Source organism: Lacisediminihabitans sp. (assembly GCF_043726815.1).
GTDB lineage: Bacteria > Actinomycetota > Actinomycetes > Actinomycetales > Microbacteriaceae > Lacisediminihabitans.
This window is the reverse complement of sequence record NZ_JAYSJZ010000060.1, coordinates 1-21,492: the sequence shown is the minus strand read 5'-3', so window position 1 is coordinate 21,492 and position 21,492 is coordinate 1. Positions and strand designations below refer to the sequence as shown.

Here is a 21,492-nt window from a genome sequence, read left to right as displayed (position 1 = left end):
GGCGAGCGATCAGGGGCCGAGGACCCTGTCGAGGTAGGGGTTGGTGAAGACGCGATCGGGGTCGAGCCGGTGCCGCACCGCCACGAAGTCGGCGTGCCGCGGATACACCGCGGCGAGCGCCTCGGCGTCGAGGTAGTGAATCTTGCCCCAGTGCGGGCGGCCCTGGTAGCCGCGCATGATCCGCTCGACGGCGGTGAAGTAGTCGACGTGGTCGTCGCGCATGTGGCGGTGCACGGCGATGTAGCCCGTCGGCCTCCCGTGTGCGGTCGAGAGCCAGATGTCGTCGGCGGCGGCGACCCGCACCTCCACGGGGAAGGAGATGCGCCAGCCGCGATCGTCGATGAGCCGTCGGATCTCGCGCAAGGCGGAGGGGACCGCGTCGAGCGGGATCGCGTACTCCATCTCGGCGAACCGGGTCGTGCGCGGGCTCACGAAGACGTCGTGGGAGCGGTCGGTGAACGTGCGGTTTCCGTACACCCTCGTCGCCAGCCGATTGATCGGCGGGGTGAGCGCGGGGGCCAACCGCCCGAGAGTGCAGATGAGGGCGAGCACGCCATTGCTGAGCACCCGATCCTCCAGCCACTCGGAGACGGCGCCGAGCGGCTCCCGGGGGGCGTCGCCGGGCAGACGCGTGTTAGTCTTGGTCATCACGCCGTCGGTGTGCGGCCACCAGTAGAACTCGAAGTGGTCGGCGGCCGTGGAACGCGCCTCGAAGTCGTCGAGCACCTCGTCGAACCCCGCCGGACGTTCCACCGCGCGCAGCAGGAAGGCCGGAACGCACTGCAGGGTGACCTCCACGATCACGCCGAGGGCGCCGAGACCGAGCCGGGCCGCCAGCAGCAGCTCCGCGTTGCTCGTGTCGCTGATTCGCATGATCGACCCCTCGGCCGTGACGAGGGTCAGCGCGACCACCTGGGTGGCGAGTCCCCCGAACCGCGCCCCGGTGCCGTGAGTCCCCGTGGACGTCGCCCCCGCGATGGTCTGGCGATCGATGTCGCCCATGTTCTGCAGCCCGAGGCCGAGGGGCTCGAGAAGGGCGGGCAGCTGGTGCAGGTGAGTGCCCGCCCCGATGGTGACCCGCGCGTTCGGCAGGTCGACGTCGAGCAGCCCGTCGAGTCCGGAGATGTCGAGCTGCACGCCGGGGGCGACCGCGATGCCCGAGAAGCTGTGCCCGGCGCCGACGGTCTTCACCGTGAGGCCGTGCTGCCGGGCGAAACGCACAACCCCCACGACCTCGTCGATCGTCGACGCGCGCGCGGCGAACAGGGGCAGTACCGCCTCGGTGCGCCCCCAGTTGCGCCAGGTCTCGCCCGGCCGGATCCGCGCCGTCGCACTGTCGATGCTCACAGGAACGCCTTGCCCTCTCCCCGATAGGTCGGCACAGTGCCGACCACCGTGAACCCGGACTGATCGCCGTCCAGGAGCGCAAAGGAGTCGAGGTGCTCGCTCAGCTCGCCGGCCTTCGTGTGCCGAAGCCAGACCCTGTCGCCGACCCGCAACCGGGCGGCCGCCTCTCCCGTGAGCGGCGTCTGCACCTCGCCGGCCGCCTCCCGCGCGACCATTCTCGTGCCCTCCGGCCAGGCGACGAGGGGCAGCCGGTCCGGCCCGGGCGGCCCGGAGGCGATCCAGCCGCCGCCGAGCAGGGTCGCCATCTGCGGCGTCGGTTTGCGCACCACCGAGAGGGCGAAGGCCGCGGCGGGTGCCGGGCTGAAGCGACGGTAGTGGTCGAAGAGGTGGGGCCCGAAGAGGCCGCTGCCCGCCGCGATCTCGGTCACCGCTGGCTCGGCGCTCGTGGTCTCGAGCGAACCGGTGCCGCCTCCGTTCACGAACTCGAGGTCCGCGAGCACGCGCACGGCGGCAACGACCTCGGCCCGCCGCTCGGCGAGTTCGGCCACCGACTGGCGCTGAACCCAGCGCACGACGGCGCCCCGCGCGGGGTTGCCGGCCGGCTCGTCGACCAGCCCGGCGATCTGTCCCTCATAGGCCATGAGCCCGACGAGGGAGAACCCGCGGCGGCGAACGATCTCGCCAGCGAGCTCGCGGGCCGACTCGACGGTGAAGACCGGCGATCGCCAGGTGCCGAGGTGGCCGAGCATCTTCGAGTTCCACGACGCATCCAGTTCGAGGCAGACCCGGATCATGCCGCGACGATCGGGGGGAAGCACCGCGTCGATCAGGTCGAGCTGGGCGACCGAGTCCACCATGAGGGTGACCCGCGAGGCGAGCAGCTCGTCGGTGGCGAGCCGGCGGATCGCGGCCCGGTCGGCCGTGGGGTAGCCGACCACGACATCCGCGATCCCGTCGTTGTCGTCATCCCCCGCCGCGAGCCAGAGCGCCTCCGGCAGGGTGTAGGCGAGCACCCCGGCGAACCCGGGAAGCGCGAGCACCGCGTCGATCACGGAGCGCACGCGCACCGACTTGCTGGCGACCCTGATCGGAGTGCCGTTCGCACGCCGCAGCATCTCGAAGGCGTTGTGGGCGAGCGCGGGCAGCGAGATCACCCCGAACGGCGGATCGAGTTGCGCCGTGGCGGCGTCGAGCTCCGGCCAGTAGTGTGCCGGCGTGGTCCACGGCGTCGTCGACGGGTGCCTGAGTGAGATCGTCATCAGCGCACCGACCTGATCGGCAGCACTGCCGCGGCCCCGAGCAGGGCCGCGAGAGCGGACAGCACGAAGAGGCTCTGGAAGCCGGCGAAGGCGGCCACGACGAACGCCCCGATCAGCGGCGCGATCGCCTGCGGAACGGCGGTCGCGATGTTCATGATGCCGAGGTCCTTGCCCCGAGTGTGCGCGTCGGGCAGCACCTGGGTGGCGAGCGCCTGGTCGACGGAGAGGAAGCAGCCGTAGCCGAGACCGAGGATGCCGGCGGCGACGATAGCGACCGCGAACTCCGGCACGAAGGCGAGCAGGAGGGCCGCGACGCCCTGCAGCGCGGCGGCGGCGAAGACGAAGACCTTGCGTCGGCCGAGCCGGTCCGAGAGCCGTCCGGAGACGAGGGAGGCGATCACGACGAAGACGAGGTAGACGGCGACCAGCATGAGCAGGTCGTCGCTCGCGTGTGGGCGGTGCAGCCCGTACTGCAGAAACTGCAGCAGCAGCGCGGTGCCGAAGGCGTTGCCGAAGTTGACCAGGATGCGGCTGAGCAGGGTCCAGCCGAAGTCCGGATGCTCGCGCGGGCTGATCCAGAAGCCGGCGATCAGACCACGCCCGGTGAGGCGCGGGCGGTCCGCGGGCGAGAGCACGGCATCCGGAACCCCCAGCACGAACGGGAGCACCAGCAAAACGACCAGCGCGGCGACGAGCGAATAGCCCGCGAAGATGCCGAGCCCGAGGATCACGACGAGGAGCAGGCCGAGGATGGTGCCGATCGCCTGTGGCGCCGAGATCCAGCCGGAGACGTAGCCGCGCTGGTTCACCGGCACCTGGTCGGAGATCATCGCCGTGAGGGCGGCGGAGAGCACGCAGAAGCCGACCAGGGCTACCGACCAGAACACGCCGATCCCTGGGATGGTGGTCTGCGCGCCGAGGGCGACCAGGCCGGCAGCGAAGACGAGAGCGCCGCCGAGAATCCAGGGTCGGCGTCGGCCGAAGCGCGAGGTCGTGCGGTCGGACAGCGCCCCGGTGAGGGGGAAGGCGACGAGGGCGAAGACGCCGGCGATGCCGGACACGACGCCGAACGCCACCACGCTGTCCACCCAGTCCGCCGAGCGCACGCGCTCCTCGATCTGCAGGGGAAGCAGCAGCTGGATGGGGGTGAGCTGCGCCATCCACACCCCGAGCCAGGCCGTCGCGAACAGGGCGATCCATTTGCCACCCACCCGGATGCGTGGTTCGGCGAACGGGGCCGGCGCGTGGGCGGTCTCGGGTGTCGTCATTGCTGGGGCTCCTGCGGGGTGGCTGGGCTGGCTGAGGTGGGGCGGCCGGGCCGCGCGAGCGCGGCGATCGTGTCTGCGGCGAAGTCCATGAGGCGCCCGGCGGCGACGGCATCCCGGTCGGCGAGCCAGGCGAGGGTGTAGCCGTCGTTGATGGCGATGAGGATGCGGGCCACCTCGGGCACCGGAAGCGACCAGGCGACTCCGGTGGCCTCCGCGCCGTACTCGAGAAGTTCGCCCGCCGCGGCGAAGTAGCTGGCGTACTGGGCGGCGGGCACCGCGTCGAGCTCCGGGGTGCGCAGGGAGTAGTTCATGAGTTCGAAGAGGGCCTGCTCCCGCTGCGGATTCTCCACGAGAAGGTCGAAGTAGGCCTGCAGGCCCGCTCTCACAGCGCTGCGGATGTCCGTGCCGGGGGCGACGGCCGCGAGCGTCACCCGCTTCTCGTTCGCCACGAGGAAGGCGATGAGCTCCCGCATCATCTCGTCGCGGGAGCGGAAGGCGTAGTGGAAACTGGCGAGCGACATGCCCGCCTCGGCCACGATCGCGCGGGTGGTGGCCGCGGACACCCCGTCCCGGTCGATCACCGCGAGGGCGGCCTGGATCAGCGCGGCTCGTCGTTCATCGGAGGGGACGCGGGTCATGCCTGTGCCCTCCATCGGGTCCGTCTGCGATCGGCCCAACTGGGTCGATTGTCCCAGTCACCTGACTAAGAATCATGGCGGCGAATCGCGGCGCCGTCAATCACCCAAACGGGGCGTAACACTCGGTTCGCGGTTTGACAGGGCAGCGAATGCCTAGCTAAATGGAGGTACGGTGCAGCCCTCCCCCACGAACGTCCCCCGACGTTCGTTTCGCAAACGCGGAGCGAGCGCCAACCGGCGATTCCTGCGGCTGGCCGCGATTCTCGCCTTTGCCGGTGTCGCCGGGATCCTCACCGCGGCCTCCCCCACGCCCACCCCCACGCCCAGCAACGGCGTCGGCCAGAGGCCGAACTTCTCCCTGACGGCCCCGAACTTCTCCCCCACCAACGCCGTCGCGCTGACGGGGACGAAGGACGCGAACTCCGGGGTGAGCGTGCTCCCCCTCACGCCGGGCGACCAGCCGGTGTGCACCATCCCCGAGGACGCGAAGACCACCTGGGGCTGCACCATCGCCCTGCCGAACGGCAAGGCCCTCTCCCTCACCGCCCAGCAGCGCACGAGCGGCGCGATCACCGGCGAGGACACCGAGACCCTCGATGTGCTCGGAGCGCCCAGCATCGACGGTGCGCCGGGCTACGTCACCAGCGGCCTCGTGTCCGGAGTCGGCTACGCCGGCGCCACCGTGGTGGCGGGCGTCACGGGAGCACCGGTCGGCGGGTGCAGCGCGGTCGCCAGCACCACCGGCTACTGGTCGTGCGCGCTCACCGTGGGCTCCGGATCCTGGGTCGTCGTCGCCCGCCAGTCACAGGCCGGTCTCGGTGGAGGCGCGTCCTCCTCCCCGTCGGGTTCCCTCACCGTGACCGTGGACCGTGATGCCCCGGCGAGCCCGATCATCACCTCGCCCCGTGCGGGAAGCCGGGCGCCCGACAGCACCGTCACCTTCCGAGGCACCGGCGAGGAGGCCGGCGCCGTCGATGTGTACGTACACAACGTGCCGGTCTGCAGCGCCCGCGTGAGCGGCACGGCCTGGGCCTGCACCGCGGCCGCCCCGCCGGGCGAACACCCCGTCGTCGCGATCCAGCGGGATCAGGCCGGCAACTTCAGCGCCCCCTCCGCGCCGGTCTTCGTCTTCTTCGGCCCGAAGCCGGACGCGGTGGTGCCGCCGGTCGCGCCGCCGGTCGCCCCGCCCGCCACCACCGACCCGCCGGCCGGGACTCCGCCTCCGTCTGCCGCGCCAACCGTGCCAGCGCCGGAACCCAGCCAGCCGCCGACGCCGACGGCGAGCGGGTCGAGCAACTGGGGCACCCCCACGTCGTTCGGCTCCGCGCTGCCGACTCTCGCCGAGACCATCGGTCGCGGCAACTGGCTCCTCGCTCCGCTTCTCGCTCTCGCCTTCATCCTGCTCGTCGCCCTGCCGCTCCGGATGCTCGCGACGGCCCTCCGCGGACGGATCAGACGACCGAGCATCCGCCTCACCGGGCGCAACCGTCCCGGACTCGTCGATCGCGACGACACCCCACCGCTGAACCCGATTCTCGTCGGCGTGATCCCCCTCGCGGTGGCGGCGGCCTTCGTCGTCTTCTCCGGCGGGGTCAACGACGAGGTGCGCTACCTCCGGCTCACCGTGGCGGTGTGCCTGGGGCTCGGCCTGCTCAATGTGATCGGGGTGGCCGTCACGACCCGGCTCGCGAGCCGCTGGCAGGGTGTCGCGGGACGGTTGCGCACCCGGCCGATGCTCGTTCTGGTCGCCGCGCTGGCCGCCGTGCTCTCGAGGGCCACGGGCATCGAGCCGGCGGTCGTCACCGGGGTGGTGATCGGCATCGGATTCGCACGGGGACTGCCCGCGCGACCCCGAGCCATCGTCAACCTCGTGGAGGTGGGCGGGGTGACCGTGCTCGCGATCGCGGCGTGGCTGGCGAACGGCGCCCTCGGTGCGGTTCAGGGCTTCTGGCCGTCGCTCCTGCACGAGACCCTCGCGACGATCGCGCTCGCCGGGCTCGGATCGGCGATGACCCTGGTGCTCCCGGTCGCGACGCTGCCCGGTCGCGTGATCCTCGAGTGGTCGCCGCCGGTCTGGCTGGCGAGCGTCGCCGTGGTCACCACCGTCGCCGCCGCAGTGTTCCTGGGCGGCCGGACCGCAGAATTCCCGGTGCTCGGATCGATCGTCGTGGCCGTGGCCTTCGCCGCCCTGAGCCTCGCGGTGTGGGGGTGGCTTCGTTTCGTCGAGCCGGTGGCGTTGCGTCAGCCCAGTGCCTGAGCAGGGAAACGTCGCCGCGCGCGCCCGGCCGCACTCAGCAAACGTTATACCCCTAGGGGTATATTTTCCCTCACCGGAGATCCGGGAGAACCAGTTCGAAAGAACCAGCAGAGGGAGCAAGTCATGTGCCAGGCGGTTACCTGCGGTGTGTGCGGCAAGGTCACCTGGGCGGGGTGCGGCCAGCACGTCGACGAGGTGATGCGCGACGTTCCCGTCGCCGAGCAGTGCCCAGGCCACCAGGCAGCGGCGCCGGCCACACAGAGTCTCTTCTCGCGCATCTTCCCCGGCCGCTAGACGCGCGTTCGCCGGTCGGTAGCCGAGAGCTACGGAGCGAGCTGAGGGGTGGAACGGCCCGGCAGTGCGTCCTGCGGAATCTCTACGAAATCTTAGGGTCTCGTTGTTTGGCTGGACTGACCTCGCTCCCTTGACATCCGATGCCCAGCGCCCCCGGAGGACCCGACCCCATGAACTACCTCGAAGCCATTGTGATGGGGGCGATCCAGGGCATCACGGAGCTGTTCCCCGTGTCCAGCCTGGGGCACGCGGTGCTCATCCCCGCCCTGCTCGGCGGCCAATGGAGTCGGGACCTGTCGGTCTCCGCCCCCGAGTCGCCCTACCTCGCCTTCATCGTCGGTCTTCACGTGGCGACCGCCCTCGCGCTTCTCGTGTTCTTCCGTCGCGACTGGGCGCGGATCATCCGGGGCTTCTTCTCCTCGGTGCGGTACCGCCGCATCCGCACCGCGCCCGAGCGTCTCGCCTGGCTGCTCATCCTGGCCACCATCCCGGTGGGGGTCACCGGCCTGCTGCTCGAGCACACCTTCCGCACGGTGCTGGGAAAGCCGGTGCCCGCCGCGATCTTCCTGATGGTGAACGGGGTGATCCTCGGCGGGGGCGAGCTCCTGCGACGGCGGCGCGACCCCGCGGTCAACCGATCCGCCGCGCTGAACGGACCGGGCCTCGACGCCGCGGACCTGCGCGCGCCGTCCGCTCAGGACCCGGATGCGCTGGGCGACGACGCCGCCCTGGCCGAAGTGCCCCGCTGGCGCGCCGTGGCGATCGGCGCCGTGCAGACGCTCGCCCTGCTGCCCGGCATCAGCCGGTCCGGAGTGTCGATGGTCGCCGGGATGGCGGTGGGTCTCAGCCACCGGGAGGCCGCCCGGTTCTCCTTCCTGCTCGCGACCCCGGTGATCCTGGCCGCCGGGCTGCTCAAGCTGCCCGATCTCTTCGGCCCGCTCGGCGCCTCCATCCACGGCCAGGTGCTCGCCGGAAGCGCCACCGCGTTCGTCGCGGCGCTCCTCGCGGTGGCCTTCCTCGACCGCTACTTCCGCACCAGGACCCTCGTCCCCTTCGCCGTCTACTCGCTCGTCGCCGGCGCGGCATCCCTCGGCTGGCTCCTGCTGCACGGGTGAGTCACCGAAGCCCGGACAGTCCTCCGCCGATGAGGAGCGCGCCGATCACGAGGAGCAGCACGCTCATGATCGCCGCGCTGTTTCTCACCAGCATTGTGCGCAACGACTCGAGGCGTGACCGCATGCGCTCGGGCGCCGCGATGAACGCGATCACCGGCGCGGCCACGGTCACGCAGGCGAGCACCGTGTAGGCGGCGGCCACCCCGAGGGTGGGGCCGAGGGGAAGGCCGGCGCCGCCGATCGTGATTCCCGCCCCCACGCCCAGGAGCAGCTCCTTGGGGTTCGCCACCGACAGCACGAAGGCGAGCACGGCGGCCCGGCCGGGCGAGCTCCGCTCGATCGAGCCCATCCACGCGGGGAGCGTCGCCTCGTCGTCGTCCGGCCGGCCGCGCCACTTCCACAGCGCCAGCACCAGGAGAGCGACTCCGACGAGGATTCGCACGACCGACGCCAACGGCGAGGCGTCGCCGGATTTCTGCACGACATCCGAGACCGCGGCGAACACGCCGACCACGACGGCCACTCCGACCACTCGGCCGGCCAGGAAGGCCAGCCCCACAGACCCGCCGGGCGGCGAAAGCAGCACCAGCACGACGGCGATGATCGGGAAGGGGCTCAGGGCGACCGCGACCGCCACCGGGAGCACTGCCCCGAAGGCGTCGAGCACGGCGTGCCGCCCTTCTTCGGTCAATTGCCCTTACCTCAATTGCCCCCATCGTGCCACGCCAACACGGGCAAGAGAAGGGGCCGTCGTTCACGGGCCCGTACGCTGGGAGCCTCGACCGCTCCCCCGGAGGTTCACCTGACCGCGACCATTCCCCCGCGCATCGATGTTCAACTCGTTCGACGCCTCATCGCCACGCAGTTCCCCCGCTGGGCCGGTCTCGAGGTGCGGCCAGTGGATCACGACGGGTGGGACAACCGCACGTTCCGGGTCGGTGACACCCTCGCGGCCCGTCTGCCGAGCGCGGCAGGCTACGTGCCGCAGGTGCGCAAGGAGGTCGCCTGGCTGCCGTTGCTGGCGGCCGGTGTCACTCTGCCCATCCCCGAAGTCGTTGCGCTCGGCGAGCCCGGGCACGGCTATCCATTCGAGTGGACGATGCGTCGCTGGATAGACGGCACGCCCGCGGCCGTGGCGAGTGGCCTCGACCTCGCCACCTTCGCCCGGGACCTGGCCGCGTTCCTCGTCGAGCTGCGAGGCGTCGATCCGTCGGCGGGTCCGCGCCCCGGCGCGCACTCGGCCGGGCGCGGCGCCGGCCTCGACCAGTGGGATGCCGAGACGCGGGCCGCCATCCGCGCCCTCGGCGACGACATCGACGGCGGTGCCGCCCTCGAGGAGTGGGAGAGGGCACTCGGCTCCCCCGGCGGCGAGCCGGGCGTCTGGTTTCACGGGGATGTCGCGGCCGGAAACCTGTTGGTGGCCGACGGTCGGCTGTCCGCCGTGATCGACTTCGGGTGCGCCGGGGTGGGAGACCCGGCCTGCGATCTCGCCATCGCCTGGACCCTTCTCGATGAGAGTTCGAGACTGGTGCTGCGGCACGGTCTCGACGCCGACGACGCCCTCTGGGAACGCGCCCGGGGCTGGGCCCTCTGGAAGGCACTCATCACCGCCGACGATCCGCTTCGCGCCGACGAAGCCGCGCGCGTGCTCTCGGCCCTCGGAATCGCGACCCGGCCGCGCGCTCGCTGATTCGTCGGCAGCCATCGCCTCGTGTCGGTCGTCGGGCGTATCGTCGCTCGGCATGGACATCATTCTGGTTCCCGGATTCTGGTTGGATGCGTCGTCGTGGTCACCGGTGACCCCGGCCCTCGTGGCTGCGGGGCACCGGGTGCATCCGCTCACCCTTCCCGGTCTCGAGTCGGTCGACGCGTCGCGCGCGGGAATCGGCCTGCGTGACCACATCGATGCGGTGGTGGCGGTGATCGACTCCCTGCCCGATCGGGTGGTGCTGGTCGGTCATTCGGGCGGTGGCGCCATCATCCACGGGGCGGTGGACGCCCGGCCGGATCGGGTGCTGCGTGCCATCTACGTGGACAGTGGTCCGCTCGCCGAGGGTGGCGTCATCAACGATGCGCTGCCAGCGATCGGGGACGACGTGCCCCTGCCGAGCTGGGACGTCTTCGAGGACGAGTCCCTCGTCGACCTGACCGACGACCTCCGCGCCGCCTTCCGCGCCCGGGCGATTCCGGAGCCGCGCGGGGTGGCCCAGGATGCGCAGCACCTCCACGACGAACGTCGCTACGACGTGCCGGCCACCGTGATCACCTGCGAGGTCCCGCTCTCCCAGCTGCAGACCTGGATCGCGAGTGGTCACCCGTACGTGTCGGAGCTCGCCCGCATTCACGACGTCGACTACGTGGAGCTGCCCACCGGGCACTGGCCCCAGTTCACCAGGCCCACCGAGCTGGGCGCCGCCATCCTCACCGCCGTGCAGTCCCACTGAGGCGAAATCGCCACCAGCCCGGTCAGAGGTCCCGTCGCAGCACCACGACGGTCACGTCGTCGGGCGCGCCGTCTGACGCCTTCTCCAGGAGGGCATCGACGACGCCTCGTGCGCTCGACGCCGAGCGTGCGATTCGTTCCACCTCGTCCAGGCTCGCGAGTGTGCCGTCGAACAGGTCGAGAACGCCGTCGCTCACGGACACGAGCGAGTCGCCGGGCAGCAGAGTCAGGATGTGCTCGCGCCAGCCTCCCCCGAGTCCCGACCCCAGCGGGAAACTCGTCGTCGCCAGCCGCTTCACGCCGCCGGCCGCGCGAACGACCAGCGACAGGCCGTGCCCGGCGTCGACGTAGCGCACCTCGCCGAGCGCGACATTGAGCCTCGCATGGAAGAGCGTGACGAACGCGCCGGCCCGTTCGAGATCCGGCTCGAGCGAGCAATCGGCGAGGGACATCACCTGTCCCAGATCGGCCTCGCCGGCCCGGGAACGCAACACGGATCGAACGGTGGCCGCGATGATGGCGGCCCCGATACCCTTTCCCATCACGTCGGCGACGGTGAATGCCGCGCCATCGCTGACCGGATACCAGTCGAAGAAGTCGCCCCCGACCGCACGAGCCGGAGTGCAGCCGCCATCGAGTTGGTACCCGGCCAGGGCGACCAACTGTCGAGGAAGCAGCCCACGCTGCACCTCGGTGGCGCGATCCAGCTCCAGGTCGGCCTCCCTCCGGCTGCGCCACTGCGCGGCAAGGCGGCGAACCGTCGAAATCAGTTCCGGGTGGGAGATCGGCTTGGTGAGGAATTCGTCGGCCTGGCTCCGAAGAGCGCGCACGGCGTAGTCGATCGAGACGTGCGCGGTCATGACGATGACGGGAAGGCCCGGCTGGGCCTCCCGCATCAGGGCCAGAACCTCCAGGCCGCTCATGCCCGGCATCTCGATGTCGGTCACCACCACATCCGGGTGAAATTCCTCGAGGGCGGCCACGGCCAGCCGCGGGTCGTTCAGGGCACGCACCTGGCAATCGCCCCTCCGCTCGAGCACGGTCCTGGTGTATTCGGCGATGTCCGGGTCGTCGTCGAGCACGAGCACCCGATACGAGTCCTCAGTCGTCGTCATGCGTTGCCGAGCCTTCGGCTGATCCGCCAGAGGTTGAGGGAACCCGAGCGGTCGTAGTGCAACTCGTCCACCAGCGCCTCGATGAGGGGGATGCCCCGCCCGGACTCCGCCAGCTCGTCTGGCATGCCTCCGGGCACCAGGTGAAACTGTCCCGGTTCGCCGGTGTCGCTCAACCTCGCCTCGATCCGATCGGCGAACACCTCCACGGTGAGCGTGCAGGACACCCCGGTTCCCGCGTCGGCGTGCTGGATCACGTTGCCGGCGAGCTCGATCAGGGCCGTCTCAAAACACACGCGGTCGGTCGCCGACACCGCCGGCGAACTGGACCAGACCGTCCCCAACAGGGCGTGCACCGTGTCGACGTCGTCCGGCGGTGCGGACATCGCCAGGGTGAACCGTGTGCCGCTATCCATTGCCGTAGGCCGTCTCGGCGGTGGCGTAGACCGGGAGCACCCGATCCATGTTGGTGAGCCGCAACACCAGAGAGACCTGTTCGTTCGGCGCGGCGATCCTGAGATCTCCGCCGGCCTGCCGGGCGGTCTTGAGCCCGCTGATCAGGGCGCCGAGTCCCGACGAGTCGATGAATTCGACCCCCGACATGTCCACGACCACGCGGGACCGCCCCCCTGCCACTGTCGAGGTGACCAGCTCCCGCAGGCGCCCCGCCGACACCATATTGAGTCGGCCCGTGGGCCGCACCACGGCGATGCCGTCTGCAAGCTCTCCGCTCGTGAACTCCATTAGCCGGACACCTCTTTCGGTCGAAAGCCGCGGTACAAGACCGCAGGCACGAGAACGCTGAGCACGATCAAGTCGAACACCACCCAGCCGAGATTGACGGCAGTGCCGATCGGTTCGCCGATGCCGAGAACAAGTCGCGTCGTGCCGATGACCGCCGCGATCACCAGGGCCGCTGCCACGCAGGCCTGGGGGGCGATGAGCCGCCAATTCGGGCCGCCGTCCTGGCGCGTCTTGGGCGTCACCACGAAGCCGAGCGGTCGCTTGAAGTAGACGTTCGCCACGGCGCTCGTGGTCGCCCGAATCCAGACGGGAAAGAGCGCGAGGCTGTACTGCTGGCCCCGCCAGGTGGGGATCCCCCGGCCCGCGACCACGAAGAGCAGCTGGTTGATCACGATGAAGGGCACGAACCGAAGGAAGAACTCCCAGGCGGTCGTGTTGACCGGCAGGATGCCGAAGCAGAGGAAGATGATCGGCGCCGCGAAATAGATCAGGGCCGCGAATCCGCTGAGGTAGCTCCACATCGTGGAGAAGTACATCAGACGCTGGGCGATGGTCATGCCACGCTGTCGGAGCGGATTCTCTTTCAGGAACACCTGCATGGTGCCCTGAGCCCAGCGAAGGCGTTGTTTGAGCATCGTCCCGAGATCCTCCGGGGCGAGTCCGACCGCGAGAAGGCCGGAGTGATAGACGCTGCGCCAGCCCATGTCGTGCAGCCGCATGGAAGTCGCCATGTCTTCCGTGACCGAAATTGTCGCGAGCGGCATCAGCGGCTGGGCCTCCTCGGCGCGGTCGACGTCGATCGAGCGCAACAGGGTCTGCACCGACTCGAAGGCTCCGAGCGGGGAGAGCTCACGCGAGGCGAGGGTCTCCACCGTGCCCTCCATGTCCATCAGGACATCCCATTCGACCTCGTCGTCGCCGCCCATTTCCCGCAGCGCGTCAAGGTCCCGGGCGAGCAGGTGGATGTCGATCGCCACCATGCCCCGGGAGATCTCCTCGATCCGTCGCTGCAGCGAGTAGGTGACCGACGACAGCGGCTTGAGAGCCGCCACGTCCAGCCGCGCGGTCTCCACGGCGGAGGCGACCTCGGCGAGGGCACCGAGCACCACCGCATTGTCCCGGGGGGCGCTGCGGGCCGCCTTCGCGAGCACGCGCCGAGCGCCCCGCAGTGCGGTGAGGACCGCGCGCTCCACCTCCGCGACGTAGCCGGCTATCCCGAGCTGCATGAGGGCCTCGCGCCGGAGCAGAGCGTTCGAACCGCAGAAGAATGCCGCGTTCCAGCCGTCCTTCCCCTGCTGAATCGGTCCGTAAAACAGGCCGGCCTGGCTCCCCAACGGATCCCCCGGGGCGACGTTGCCGAAGATCTGCGGGGTCTGCACGAGGGCGACGGATTCGTCCAGAAAGTACCCGAGGGTCTCGTCCAGAATCTGGGGATGCGGAACCTGGTCGGCATCGAGGATGAGCAGGAATTCGCCATCCGTGGCAAGCAGGGCGTTGTTGAGGTTTCCGGCCTTCGCGTGCAAGGGCCGGTCGAGCCAGTCGGCCCCGCGAGTGATGTAGCCGACGCCGAGCGACGTTGCCGCCTCGCTCATCTCCGCACGATCACCGTCGTCAAGAATCCAGGTGCGATGCGGATAGCGAATGGCTTGAGCCGCGGTGGCCGTTTCGATCACCAGGTCGACGGACTCGTTATAGGTCGTGATGAAGACGTCGACGGTCAGTCCGGCCGGTGCCACCGGCGGGCGGGGCCGCGAGCGGGCCCGCCACATAGTGAGGCCGAACAGGCTCACATCGATGAGGCTGTAGGTCTCCGCGGCCACGAGGGGCAGCGCGATCCACCACGCTCCCCAGTTGAGCGAAAAGAACCAACGCCAGACTATGTAGTTGAGGCCGAGCACCACGGTCGCCACGACGATCAACCGCAGCACCGCAAGCCGACCGGTAGTTTCCCGGTCAGCCCGGTGTACCGACACGCGCCCCTGAACCACGTCGACCCCCGAAAGTCCCGTTGCCGCCGAAACCCCCTCGGCGTGCTCCCTCGATAATATCGCGGCAGGCACGATACTCCCCGAACGACCTGAAGCTTTTAATACCGAGCGTAACTTTTCGGGTGCCGCCGTCGATTACGTCCACGTGAGCCCCGGCTCCGCAGAAATGAACCGACGGGTCTCAGACCCACTTGGAGGACTTAGATGTCATTCTTTACCGTACTTGTCACGAGCAAGATCGCCATCGGCGCCCTGGCACTCGGCACCGTCGCCGCCGGCGGCACCGCCGTCGCCGCCTACACCGGGACCCTTCCGGCCCCGCTGCAGCAGAGCGCCCACAGCCTGATCGGCGCCCCTGCTCCCGCCGACGGCAAAGAGGTTGATGCCACGGCCACGGCGGACCCGACCGAGACGCCTGACCCCACCGCAACGCCGAAATCCACTGCAACGCCGGTGGGTCCGGATGCCACGGGCCCCGCGGCCTTCGGTCTCTGCACGGCCTTCACGCACGGTGGACTGAGCACCTCGTCCACGGCGTACAAGTCCCTCGTCGTCGCGGCGAGCAGCTCGACCGACATCAAGGCGTACTGCGCCACGATCGTCCACCCCGGCAAGACCGCCGCACCGTCCGACGCCGCCACCGGCGCGCCGGCGCTCCCCGACCAGGCGTCGAAGGGCACCAGCCACAAGCCGACCACGCCCGGCCGCCCGTAGGTTTCTCACCGATCACCCTGCCGCGCCGCGCTACCCTAGGCAGCGTTGCGCGGCAGGGCTCTGGTGACGGAATGGGACGAGGTGGTCGATGGAGACATTGACCGACGAGATGCTCGCTCACGGGCGCAGCAACCCGGCGGAGGTGTTCACCCTCGTGTACCAGCGGCTTTCGCCTTCTGTACACGGCTACCTTGTGGCCCGGGGCGTGGATGACCCCGAGGCCGTCACCCACGATGTCTTCCTCGCCCTCTACCCCCGGCTCGCCACCGTCAGCGGAGGAGTGAAGGGGTTGAAGAGACTCATCTTTTCCATCGCACACGCCCGGTCTGTGGATCACCACCGACAGCGGGCCAGGAGTCCCATGATCACCGAATACCTGCCGGAGCTCGACTCCAGGTTCACCGCATCGGCGGAAGACCACGCGCTGAGCACGGGACTCGACACCGGTGCCCTCGAACTCCTCGGCCATCTCGGCGACGATCAGCGGGAGGTTCTGGTTCTGCGAATCGTCGCGGACCTCTCGCTCGAACAGACGGCAACGATCATGGACAAGACGCCCGGGGCCATCAAACAACTGCAGCGGCGGGCGCTGGGCAATCTCAAGCAGGGACTGGCGACGAAGGTCGGGGGCACACCATGACTCGTGAAGACCACGCTATCGACGACCTGCTCGCAGAGGCCGGAATCGACGATGCCGTCGATGTTCGCCCAGTGCTCCTCGAACTTCGCGCCCTCGGCGCCGGCAGCCCTCCCGCGCCCTCGGCGGAGCTTGCCGCGCTCATGACCCAGGGCCCGGTGGACATCGCCGTCCGCCGGCGCGCTCGGAACCGCCGACTCATCGTGGCTGCCATTGCCGTCGCGGCATCGGTGGGCGTCGGGGCCTCGGCCGCTGCGGCCAGCCCCGACTTCAGGCACACGGCGCAGACCGCCATCACGTTCCTCGTGCATACCCTTGTGCCGGGCGCTCAGCACGCGCCGGGGCAGCCCCCGGTTCCGGCGCCCGCGAGCAGTCGCGTGCCGGGCAGAGAGGGCACCTCGTCCGTCGCCCCCCAACGAGGCGCGAGCGACAAGTCCAGCGTGTCGCCATCGCCCCGGCACACGTCGCCCACCCGACCGGAGCCCACAAATCGCCCATCGACGGCGGTTCCCCCCGTGATCCCGCCGGGCTCAAGCGCGAAGGCGACCCCACCGCCGGCAGATCGCCACCACTAGCCCCGGGCAGAATCGATCGCCATTCGGTCAGTTCTTCGGCTACCCTCATCTCATGCGGTGAGGGGGGCCTCCGCCAAGGGAACATGTTTCTTGTGCACCCCGTTTCGTCTCAGACACGGAGTGAACCTTGACAAGAACCACAGACGGCACAGAGACGAAGTCAGCCCGTGTCCGACGGTCGGCCGGCGTACTGAGGGTCTTGTGCGGTGCTCTTGCCGTCGGAATCGTGGGCGGAGTGATGACCGCGAGCGTGTATTCCGCTGCCCCGGCCGGTCAGGCATCTCCGGCGGCAGGAATCGCGCCTCACTCCGGTGTCGCACAGAACGCGGCAGTCGAACTGAGCCCGTCATACGATGTCCGCAGCGGCCGCCAGACACCAGCACCGCCGACCTCGTTCAGCCGGATGACCGTCGCTGCCGCGTCGCTCACCACCCGGGTTTCCGCGACGGGAGTGGCGGCCCTCGTCCTCTCCCCGGCGTCCGGACCCGTCGGCACCTCCGTCACGGTCACCGCCAGCGGCTTCCAGAAGAACACGACGGGCACGCTCACGGCCGGGTCGTCCACCATTTCCATTCGAACCAACGGAGCGGGAGCGTTCACCGTCGCCTGGGTGGTGCCTGCCACGACCGCGGCAACGCTCACCCTCACAGCCACCGTCGCACGGGTCTCGGTCTCGCAGGCATTCACGGTGACCTACCCGGTGACGGTCCCGGTGATCAGCACTGCCCATCTCAGGTTCGGTGTCGCCACGGTCGGCGGTGCGCAGGCGAACACCGAACTCGATCAGGTCGCCACCCTGTCCGGTGAGGGCCCGTCCATCGTGCTCTCCTATTACGACTTCAACCAGGCAGCCCCGATAGCCGACCTGAACTCGGTCGCCGCCCGCGGCGCTCTCAGTCTCCTCACCTGGGAACCGTGGACATGGGGCGGCGGGCTCAACCAGACCGCGTACCAGTCGGCGACGATCGCCTCCGGAACCTACGACGCCTACATCACCTCGTGGGGGACGGCCCTGGCCGCGTGGGGGAAGCCGGTGATGCTGCGCTACGGGCACGAGATGAACGGTAACTGGTATCCGTGGGCCGACGGCGTGAATGGCAACGCCAGCGGCAGCTATGTCGCCGCTTTCCGGCACGTTCACGACCTGCTGACCGCGGCGGGCGCAACGAACGTGACCTGGGTGTGGTGCCCGAACGTGCCGTATTACGGTTCGACCCCGATCACCACCGAGTATCCGGGTGATGCCTACGTGGATGAGGTCGCCCTCGACGGGTACAACTGGGGTCTCGACCGGGTCGGAGGATCCTGGAAGTCCCCGAGCACGGTCTTCGGCGACGGCCTGTCGCAAATCCGCGCTCTCGCGCCGACGAAGCCGATCATCGTCGCAGAGACCGCTTCCTCAGAGAACGGCGGGTCGAAAGCACAATGGAACACCGACCTCGTCTCCTACCTCGCCGCTCAACCCGACATCACTGGCTTTGTCTGGTTCGACCTCAACAAACAGGTCGACTGGCGTATCGACACGTCAACCACCTCGGCCAGCGCCTTCAACGCGGCGTTGGCCGCACGAAGGTAGCCCGACGAGCGCCAGCGCGCTTCTTCTGGACCGGGTGTTACCGGGACTTCGAAGGGAACTCGCCGGACGCGGCGGTCCGCGCGCGCTCCGCCCGGCCCGTCACGATTCTGTGGATGCCGGCGATCACCGTCGCAGACAGGAGTCCGAACGCGATCGACGCGGCAAGCCCGACGAACGGGTTGGCGATGAACAGTCCTCCGGCCGTGACCGCGACGCCGACGTGGTACGCCGTGTAGACGGTCGCGGAGAGGAGGGAGAAGACCAGGTATCTCCACACCGGCAGGTCGCTCGCCCCGGCCGTCATCGTGACGGCCACGCGAACGAACGGGAGGAACTTCGCGCCGACGAGAATCGCGCCCGGATTGCGTTCGATTCGACCGGATGCCCACAGCAGCCCGGTCTGCGCCTTCGATCCGCGCATCCAGACCCAGCGCGCCGGGTGGATCGAACGCCCGATCAGGAAGGCGATCCCGTCCCCCACCATGGTCGCCGCGGTGGCCACCACCAGCACGGCGACGGGGTCGGGTCCATGACCGGATGCGCCGAGCGCCGCGAGCGTGACCACCATCGTCTCCCCCGGCACGAGCGGAAAGAACCCGTCGATGACCAGCAGGCCGACCAGTGCGCCCAGCGCCCACGGCGACTGGGCCACGGCGTAGATCAGGCCGGCGACGTCAGCCACGGAGCCCCTTGTCGCGGTCTCTCACCAGGCGGCGCAGGCCGCCCTTGGGAGGAACGTCCACCGGGTCGGGCCAGCGGGGCTTCAGCCAGTCGCCGAGCGTCACCCGCCTGATCTTGCGGTGGAGCAGCGGCACCACCCAGTCGCGCAGCCACAGGCTCTGGTCGGCCAACCATCGACCCGTCGACCGCGCCTCGAGCGGAGCGAACTTCGTGGCCTTGATCTTCTTGGCCCTGATCGAGTGATGCACGGCCAGCAGGTCGAGCACGCGGGCGGCGAGCGCCTTGTGGCCGGCCTTGGAGAGGTGCAGTCGATCTGCCGACCACATCCGCCTGTCCTCGTAGCCCTCGAACGTCCCGTAGTCCACGAGGGTCGCGCCGTACTTCTCCGCAATGCGGCGCACACCGTCGTTGTAGGCGTGGTTGCGGCGTCGGAAGAGCCAGACCACGGGATAGAGCGGAACGTCGTAGCCGGTGAACAGCAGAAGAGTCGCGCCCGTCTTCGCCAGAGCGGCCACGAGTCTCTCGTAGTCGTCGAGGAGGGATCCGATCTCCGTGCCGGGGTCCATCACGTCGTTGCCGCCGGCGTAGAGAGTGATGAGAGCGGGGTTCAGCCGCACCGCCGCGTCCAGCTGGTCTGCGACCACATCCCGCAGCCTCTTGCTGCGCACGGCCAGGTTCGCGTACCGCCAGCCGGGTTCTGCCTTCGCGAGTCTCTCGGCCACTCGATCGGCCCAGCCGCGCACCCCGTTCGGCAGGCGGGGGTCCGGATCCCCGACGCCCTCCGTGAACGAGTCCCCCAGCGCGACGTAGAGACGGGACGGCGTGGGGCCCTCCCCTTCGCTCTGGTTCGCGGCCGTTCTCGTCACCACCGCCCTCATCAGCGCCGGGCGAGAAGTGCGTGCTCGGCGATCGCGCGCTCGAAGTGGTGCAGAAGCAGTTCACAGACCACCGGCCAGGTGCGACCCTGCACGCTCTGGAAGGCGGCCTCGGCGAACGCTGCGCGCTTGGCGCCGTCGCCGACGAGGTCGACCACGTGTCGGCGCAGTTGCCCGAGGTCGCCCGGCGTGTACAACCAGCCGGTGCGCGACGAGTCGACGAGGTCGACCGGACCGCCCCGTCCGGTCGCCACCACCGGCACGCCGGAGGCCATCGCCTCCTGGATCGTCTGGCAGAAGGTCTCGAGCTCCCCCGGGTGCACAAAGAGATCGATGCTCGCCAGGGCGGTGGCGAGCTGTTCTCCGCCCAGGAATCCGGTGAAGGAGGCGTTCGGCAGCATGGCCTCGAGCGCCTCTCGCTCCGGACCGTCCCCGACGATCACCAGCCGGGTGCCCTCGATGTCGCCGAGGGCGGCCAGGTCTTCCACCTGCTTCTCCACGGCGAGACGCCCCACGTAGCCGATGAGGATCTCGCCGTTCGGCGCCACCTTCGCCCGGAATGCCGCGCTTCGTTTGCCGGGATGAAAGCGGATAGTGTCCACTCCGCGACCCCAGAGTTCGACCCTCGGAATGCCGTGCGCATCGAGTTGCCGTGCGGCGGAGAGCGAGGGGGCCAGGGTGCGGGTCGCGAGCTGGTGGATCGCGACGACCCGCTGCCACGCCCAGGCCTCGAGGAAGGGGACGCCGTATTTCCCGAGGTAGCCGGGCACATCCGTCTGGTACACGGCGACGGTGGGGATGCCCAGCTGCTCGGCCGCGCGCATCGCCCGGCGCCCGAGCTCGAACGGAGAGGCGAGGTGAACGACGTCCGGCGCAAAGCCCGCGAGCAGGCGGCGTACCCGCGAGACTCCGCCGACGGCGAGGCGCACATCGGAATACCCGGCCACAGAGACGGACGGCAGCCGCACGACGCGCACGCCATCGCCTTGGTCGACGTCGCTAGCCCCGACTGCGGCCGGGGCGATCACCAGCACGTCGTCGCCCCGGCGGACGAGATGTTCGAGCACGCGCTGCAACGAGTGCGTGACTCCGTTGACGAGGGGGAGGTAGGTCTCGGCGACTATCGCGATCCTCATGCCTCGACGGTGGCATCCGCCGCTTGTCAGGGCTCGACTTCTGAGTGTCTGTCAATTGAGGGGATGGTGAACTCTTGGGGGCGGACGACCAATGCGAGCCGGTGCGCAACCGCGATCGTCCGGTAGCGCAATGGCTCGTTGACGGGGCACCTGCCAGCCCCTGAGCAGAATGCTCAGCGATGGAACATGTGAGTTCTCTCACTTTTCCTGAGCCGAGGACCGACTTAGATTGTTGGTGATAAGCGGACAGATTCAGGGAGGCGGAAGTGAAAGCACTATGGGCGTCGATTCAGGGCGATCCGATCTTCATGAGGCGCGTAAACGGGTGGCTGACCCTGTTCTGGATTGCCATGATCCCGGTCTCTCTCATAACACATTGGGTGAACAGTGTCGTCTACGTATCCGCCCTGTCCCTGTGGGCTCTCGTCTCTGGCCACTGGTCGGCGTGGCAGGCTGCCCGAGTTGAGGTGAAGCAGGAAGAGGAGGCGAGGACTAGGGCCGCGGAGGACCTCCCCGGCGCGGTCGTCAAGGAAGTTCTCAAGAACACCACGCTGGAAGAAGCGCCCTAGACGCCTCGGCGGGGACCATCATCGGCGCCACGCTGGCGTTTCCCACGGCGATCCTCATCATGAACGTCGTGGCCAAGGGCATCACGACGACCGTCAGTGGCTGGAGCATCATCCGCACCTGCGGTCAGCCGGGCAACGGAATCCTCGTGCGGGCCGCGTGCGCCAGGTCAAGTCCCGGGGTGTGGTGTAACTGGTGATCCTTCGGTTTAGGCGCTGAGGGCCATGATCGTGTCGGTGTTCACCTCGCTTCCGGTGTCGGTGATG

The 21,492-nt window shown here is 69.4% G+C and carries 22 protein-coding genes; 10 read left to right on the top strand and 12 right to left on the bottom strand.

The genetic code is table 11. The features are described from left to right. Window positions 1-9 precede the first annotated feature (9 nt). The 4 genes from ACHZD8_RS08390 to ACHZD8_RS08375 are packed head-to-tail and all read right to left on the bottom strand — an operon-like array spanning window position 10 to window position 4,512. Window positions 10-1,347 carry a D-arabinono-1,4-lactone oxidase gene (locus ACHZD8_RS08390; protein ID WP_394769782.1) on the bottom strand — a complete coding sequence of 446 codons (1,338 nt, stop codon included), beginning with the start codon at window positions 1,345-1,347 and terminating at the stop codon, window positions 10-12. Then, complete coding sequence (locus ACHZD8_RS08385; protein WP_394769780.1) at window positions 1,344-2,606, bottom strand: amino acid deaminase/aldolase; 1,263 nt, start codon at window positions 2,604-2,606, stop codon at window positions 1,344-1,346. The genes ACHZD8_RS08390 and ACHZD8_RS08385 overlap by 4 nt, the downstream gene beginning before the upstream one ends. After that, on the bottom strand, window positions 2,606-3,874 hold the full coding sequence (locus tag ACHZD8_RS08380; RefSeq protein WP_394769779.1) for an MFS transporter: 1,269 nt from the start codon (window positions 3,872-3,874) through the stop codon (window positions 2,606-2,608). The genes ACHZD8_RS08385 and ACHZD8_RS08380 overlap by 1 nt, the downstream gene beginning before the upstream one ends. Beyond that, complete coding sequence (locus ACHZD8_RS08375; protein ID WP_394769777.1) at window positions 3,871-4,512, bottom strand: TetR/AcrR family transcriptional regulator; 642 nt, start codon at window positions 4,510-4,512, stop codon at window positions 3,871-3,873. The genes ACHZD8_RS08380 and ACHZD8_RS08375 overlap by 4 nt, the downstream gene beginning before the upstream one ends. A gap of 172 nt (window positions 4,513-4,684) precedes the next feature. On the opposite strand from ACHZD8_RS08375, the gene ACHZD8_RS08370 reads away from it, so the two are divergent. From ACHZD8_RS08370 to ACHZD8_RS08360, 3 genes are all read left to right on the top strand, one after another. Beyond that, window positions 4,685-6,769, top strand: coding sequence for a hypothetical protein (locus ACHZD8_RS08370; protein WP_394769776.1), 2,085 nt, complete (start codon window positions 4,685-4,687; stop codon window positions 6,767-6,769). Window positions 6,770-6,892: 123 nt separating this feature from the next. After that, complete coding sequence (locus ACHZD8_RS08365) at window positions 6,893-7,063, top strand: hypothetical protein (protein ID WP_394769775.1); 171 nt, start codon at window positions 6,893-6,895, stop codon at window positions 7,061-7,063. Window positions 7,064-7,233: 170 nt separating this feature from the next. Then, a complete protein-coding gene (locus ACHZD8_RS08360) occupies window positions 7,234-8,178 on the top strand; it encodes an undecaprenyl-diphosphate phosphatase (RefSeq protein WP_394769773.1) in 945 nt (314 codons plus the stop codon). A gap of 1 nt (window position 8,179) precedes the next feature. Here the strand turns inward: ACHZD8_RS08360 and ACHZD8_RS08355 are convergent, their stop codons facing one another. Continuing rightward, complete coding sequence (locus tag ACHZD8_RS08355; protein WP_394769770.1) at window positions 8,180-8,869, bottom strand: GAP family protein; 690 nt, start codon at window positions 8,867-8,869, stop codon at window positions 8,180-8,182. Window positions 8,870-9,076: 207 nt separating this feature from the next. Here ACHZD8_RS08355 and ACHZD8_RS08350 point away from each other — a divergent pair, with 207 nt between their 5' ends. Together ACHZD8_RS08350 and ACHZD8_RS08345 are read left to right on the top strand one after the other, a co-directional pair. Continuing rightward, the gene (locus ACHZD8_RS08350; RefSeq protein ID WP_394769768.1) at window positions 9,077-9,868 is read left to right on the top strand and encodes an aminoglycoside phosphotransferase family protein; all 792 of its coding nucleotides are present in this window, start codon (window positions 9,077-9,079) and stop codon (window positions 9,866-9,868) included. A gap of 52 nt (window positions 9,869-9,920) precedes the next feature. Next, on the top strand, window positions 9,921-10,622 hold the full coding sequence (locus ACHZD8_RS08345) for an alpha/beta fold hydrolase (RefSeq protein WP_394769766.1): 702 nt from the start codon (window positions 9,921-9,923) through the stop codon (window positions 10,620-10,622). 22 nt (window positions 10,623-10,644) lie between these two features. On the opposite strand, the gene ACHZD8_RS08340 is transcribed toward ACHZD8_RS08345, so the two are convergent. Genes ACHZD8_RS08340 through ACHZD8_RS08325 form a run of 4 tightly spaced genes read right to left on the bottom strand, consistent with a single transcriptional unit; the run spans window position 10,645 to window position 14,405 of the window. After that, window positions 10,645-11,736 (bottom strand): PP2C family protein-serine/threonine phosphatase, encoded by a 1,092-nt coding sequence (locus tag ACHZD8_RS08340; RefSeq protein WP_394769765.1) that lies wholly within the window; start codon window positions 11,734-11,736, stop codon window positions 10,645-10,647. Continuing rightward, window positions 11,733-12,149, bottom strand: coding sequence for an ATP-binding protein (locus ACHZD8_RS08335; RefSeq protein ID WP_394769764.1), 417 nt, complete (start codon window positions 12,147-12,149; stop codon window positions 11,733-11,735). Before ACHZD8_RS08335 ends, ACHZD8_RS08340 begins: the two co-directional genes overlap by 4 nt. After that, complete coding sequence (locus tag ACHZD8_RS08330; RefSeq protein ID WP_394769763.1) at window positions 12,142-12,477, bottom strand: STAS domain-containing protein; 336 nt, start codon at window positions 12,475-12,477, stop codon at window positions 12,142-12,144. The genes ACHZD8_RS08335 and ACHZD8_RS08330 overlap by 8 nt, the downstream gene beginning before the upstream one ends. After that, a complete protein-coding gene (locus ACHZD8_RS08325) occupies window positions 12,477-14,405 on the bottom strand; it encodes a glycosyltransferase family 2 protein (RefSeq protein ID WP_394769761.1) in 1,929 nt (642 codons plus the stop codon). Before ACHZD8_RS08325 ends, ACHZD8_RS08330 begins: the two co-directional genes overlap by 1 nt. Window positions 14,406-14,669: 264 nt before the next feature. Between ACHZD8_RS08325 and ACHZD8_RS08320 the strand changes: the two genes are divergently transcribed. The 4 genes from ACHZD8_RS08320 to ACHZD8_RS08305 all read left to right on the top strand — a co-directional run bounded on the left by ACHZD8_RS08320 (window position 14,670) and on the right by ACHZD8_RS08305 (window position 17,967). Further along, window positions 14,670-15,179 (top strand): protein tyrosine phosphatase, encoded by a 510-nt coding sequence (locus ACHZD8_RS08320; protein WP_394769760.1) that lies wholly within the window; start codon window positions 14,670-14,672, stop codon window positions 15,177-15,179. Window positions 15,180-15,267: 88 nt separating this feature from the next. Next, window positions 15,268-15,819 (top strand): RNA polymerase sigma factor, encoded by a 552-nt coding sequence (locus ACHZD8_RS08315; RefSeq protein WP_394769758.1) that lies wholly within the window; start codon window positions 15,268-15,270, stop codon window positions 15,817-15,819. Further along, window positions 15,816-16,391, top strand: coding sequence for a hypothetical protein (locus tag ACHZD8_RS08310; protein ID WP_394769757.1), 576 nt, complete (start codon window positions 15,816-15,818; stop codon window positions 16,389-16,391). Before ACHZD8_RS08315 ends, ACHZD8_RS08310 begins: the two co-directional genes overlap by 4 nt. Before the next feature lie 403 nt (window positions 16,392-16,794). Further along, a complete protein-coding gene (locus ACHZD8_RS08305) occupies window positions 16,795-17,967 on the top strand; it encodes a glycoside hydrolase family 26 protein (RefSeq protein WP_394769756.1) in 1,173 nt (390 codons plus the stop codon). 37 nt (window positions 17,968-18,004) lie between these two features. On the opposite strand, the gene ACHZD8_RS08300 is transcribed toward ACHZD8_RS08305, so the two are convergent. Genes ACHZD8_RS08300 through ACHZD8_RS08290 form a run of 3 tightly spaced genes read right to left on the bottom strand, consistent with a single transcriptional unit; the run spans window position 18,005 to window position 20,659 of the window. Further along, window positions 18,005-18,649, bottom strand: a complete 645-nt coding sequence (locus ACHZD8_RS08300) for a DedA family protein (RefSeq protein ID WP_394769754.1) — start codon at window positions 18,647-18,649, stop codon at window positions 18,005-18,007. After that, on the bottom strand, window positions 18,642-19,514 hold the full coding sequence (locus ACHZD8_RS08295; protein WP_394769753.1) for an SGNH/GDSL hydrolase family protein: 873 nt from the start codon (window positions 19,512-19,514) through the stop codon (window positions 18,642-18,644). Before ACHZD8_RS08295 ends, ACHZD8_RS08300 begins: the two co-directional genes overlap by 8 nt. A gap of 11 nt (window positions 19,515-19,525) precedes the next feature. Beyond that, window positions 19,526-20,659: a glycosyltransferase family 4 protein gene (locus ACHZD8_RS08290; RefSeq protein WP_394769751.1), complete on the bottom strand. Its 1,134-nt coding sequence runs from the start codon at window positions 20,657-20,659 to the stop codon at window positions 19,526-19,528. Between the two features lie 266 nt (window positions 20,660-20,925). Here ACHZD8_RS08290 and ACHZD8_RS08285 point away from each other — a divergent pair, with 266 nt between their 5' ends. Beyond that, window positions 20,926-21,228 carry a hypothetical protein gene (locus ACHZD8_RS08285; protein ID WP_394769749.1) on the top strand — a complete coding sequence of 101 codons (303 nt, stop codon included), beginning with the start codon at window positions 20,926-20,928 and terminating at the stop codon, window positions 21,226-21,228. The last annotated feature ends 264 nt before the right edge of the window (window positions 21,229-21,492 follow it).

Coding starts and splice junctions, on each gene's coding strand:
- ACHZD8_RS08340 (WP_394769765.1), bottom strand. CDS start 11,736: ATGACGACGACTGAGGACTCGTATCGGGTGCTCGTGCTCGACGACGAC.
- ACHZD8_RS08305 (WP_394769756.1), top strand. CDS start 16,795: ATGACCGTCGCTGCCGCGTCGCTCACCACCCGGGTTTCCGCGACGGGA.
- ACHZD8_RS08385 (WP_394769780.1), bottom strand. CDS start 2,606: ATGACGATCTCACTCAGGCACCCGTCGACGACGCCGTGGACCACGCCG.
- ACHZD8_RS08290 (WP_394769751.1), bottom strand. CDS start 20,659: ATGAGGATCGCGATAGTCGCCGAGACCTACCTCCCCCTCGTCAACGGA.
- ACHZD8_RS08360 (WP_394769773.1), top strand. CDS start 7,234: ATGAACTACCTCGAAGCCATTGTGATGGGGGCGATCCAGGGCATCACG.
- ACHZD8_RS08315 (WP_394769758.1), top strand. CDS start 15,268: ATGGAGACATTGACCGACGAGATGCTCGCTCACGGGCGCAGCAACCCG.
- ACHZD8_RS08380 (WP_394769779.1), bottom strand. CDS start 3,874: ATGACGACACCCGAGACCGCCCACGCGCCGGCCCCGTTCGCCGAACCA.
- ACHZD8_RS08330 (WP_394769763.1), bottom strand. CDS start 12,477: ATGGAGTTCACGAGCGGAGAGCTTGCAGACGGCATCGCCGTGGTGCGG.
- ACHZD8_RS08375 (WP_394769777.1), bottom strand. CDS start 4,512: ATGACCCGCGTCCCCTCCGATGAACGACGAGCCGCGCTGATCCAGGCC.
- ACHZD8_RS08320 (WP_394769760.1), top strand. CDS start 14,670: ATGTCATTCTTTACCGTACTTGTCACGAGCAAGATCGCCATCGGCGCC.
- ACHZD8_RS08310 (WP_394769757.1), top strand. CDS start 15,816: ATGACTCGTGAAGACCACGCTATCGACGACCTGCTCGCAGAGGCCGGA.
- ACHZD8_RS08335 (WP_394769764.1), bottom strand. CDS start 12,149: ATGGATAGCGGCACACGGTTCACCCTGGCGATGTCCGCACCGCCGGAC.
- ACHZD8_RS08345 (WP_394769766.1), top strand. CDS start 9,921: ATGGACATCATTCTGGTTCCCGGATTCTGGTTGGATGCGTCGTCGTGG.
- ACHZD8_RS08365 (WP_394769775.1), top strand. CDS start 6,893: ATGTGCCAGGCGGTTACCTGCGGTGTGTGCGGCAAGGTCACCTGGGCG.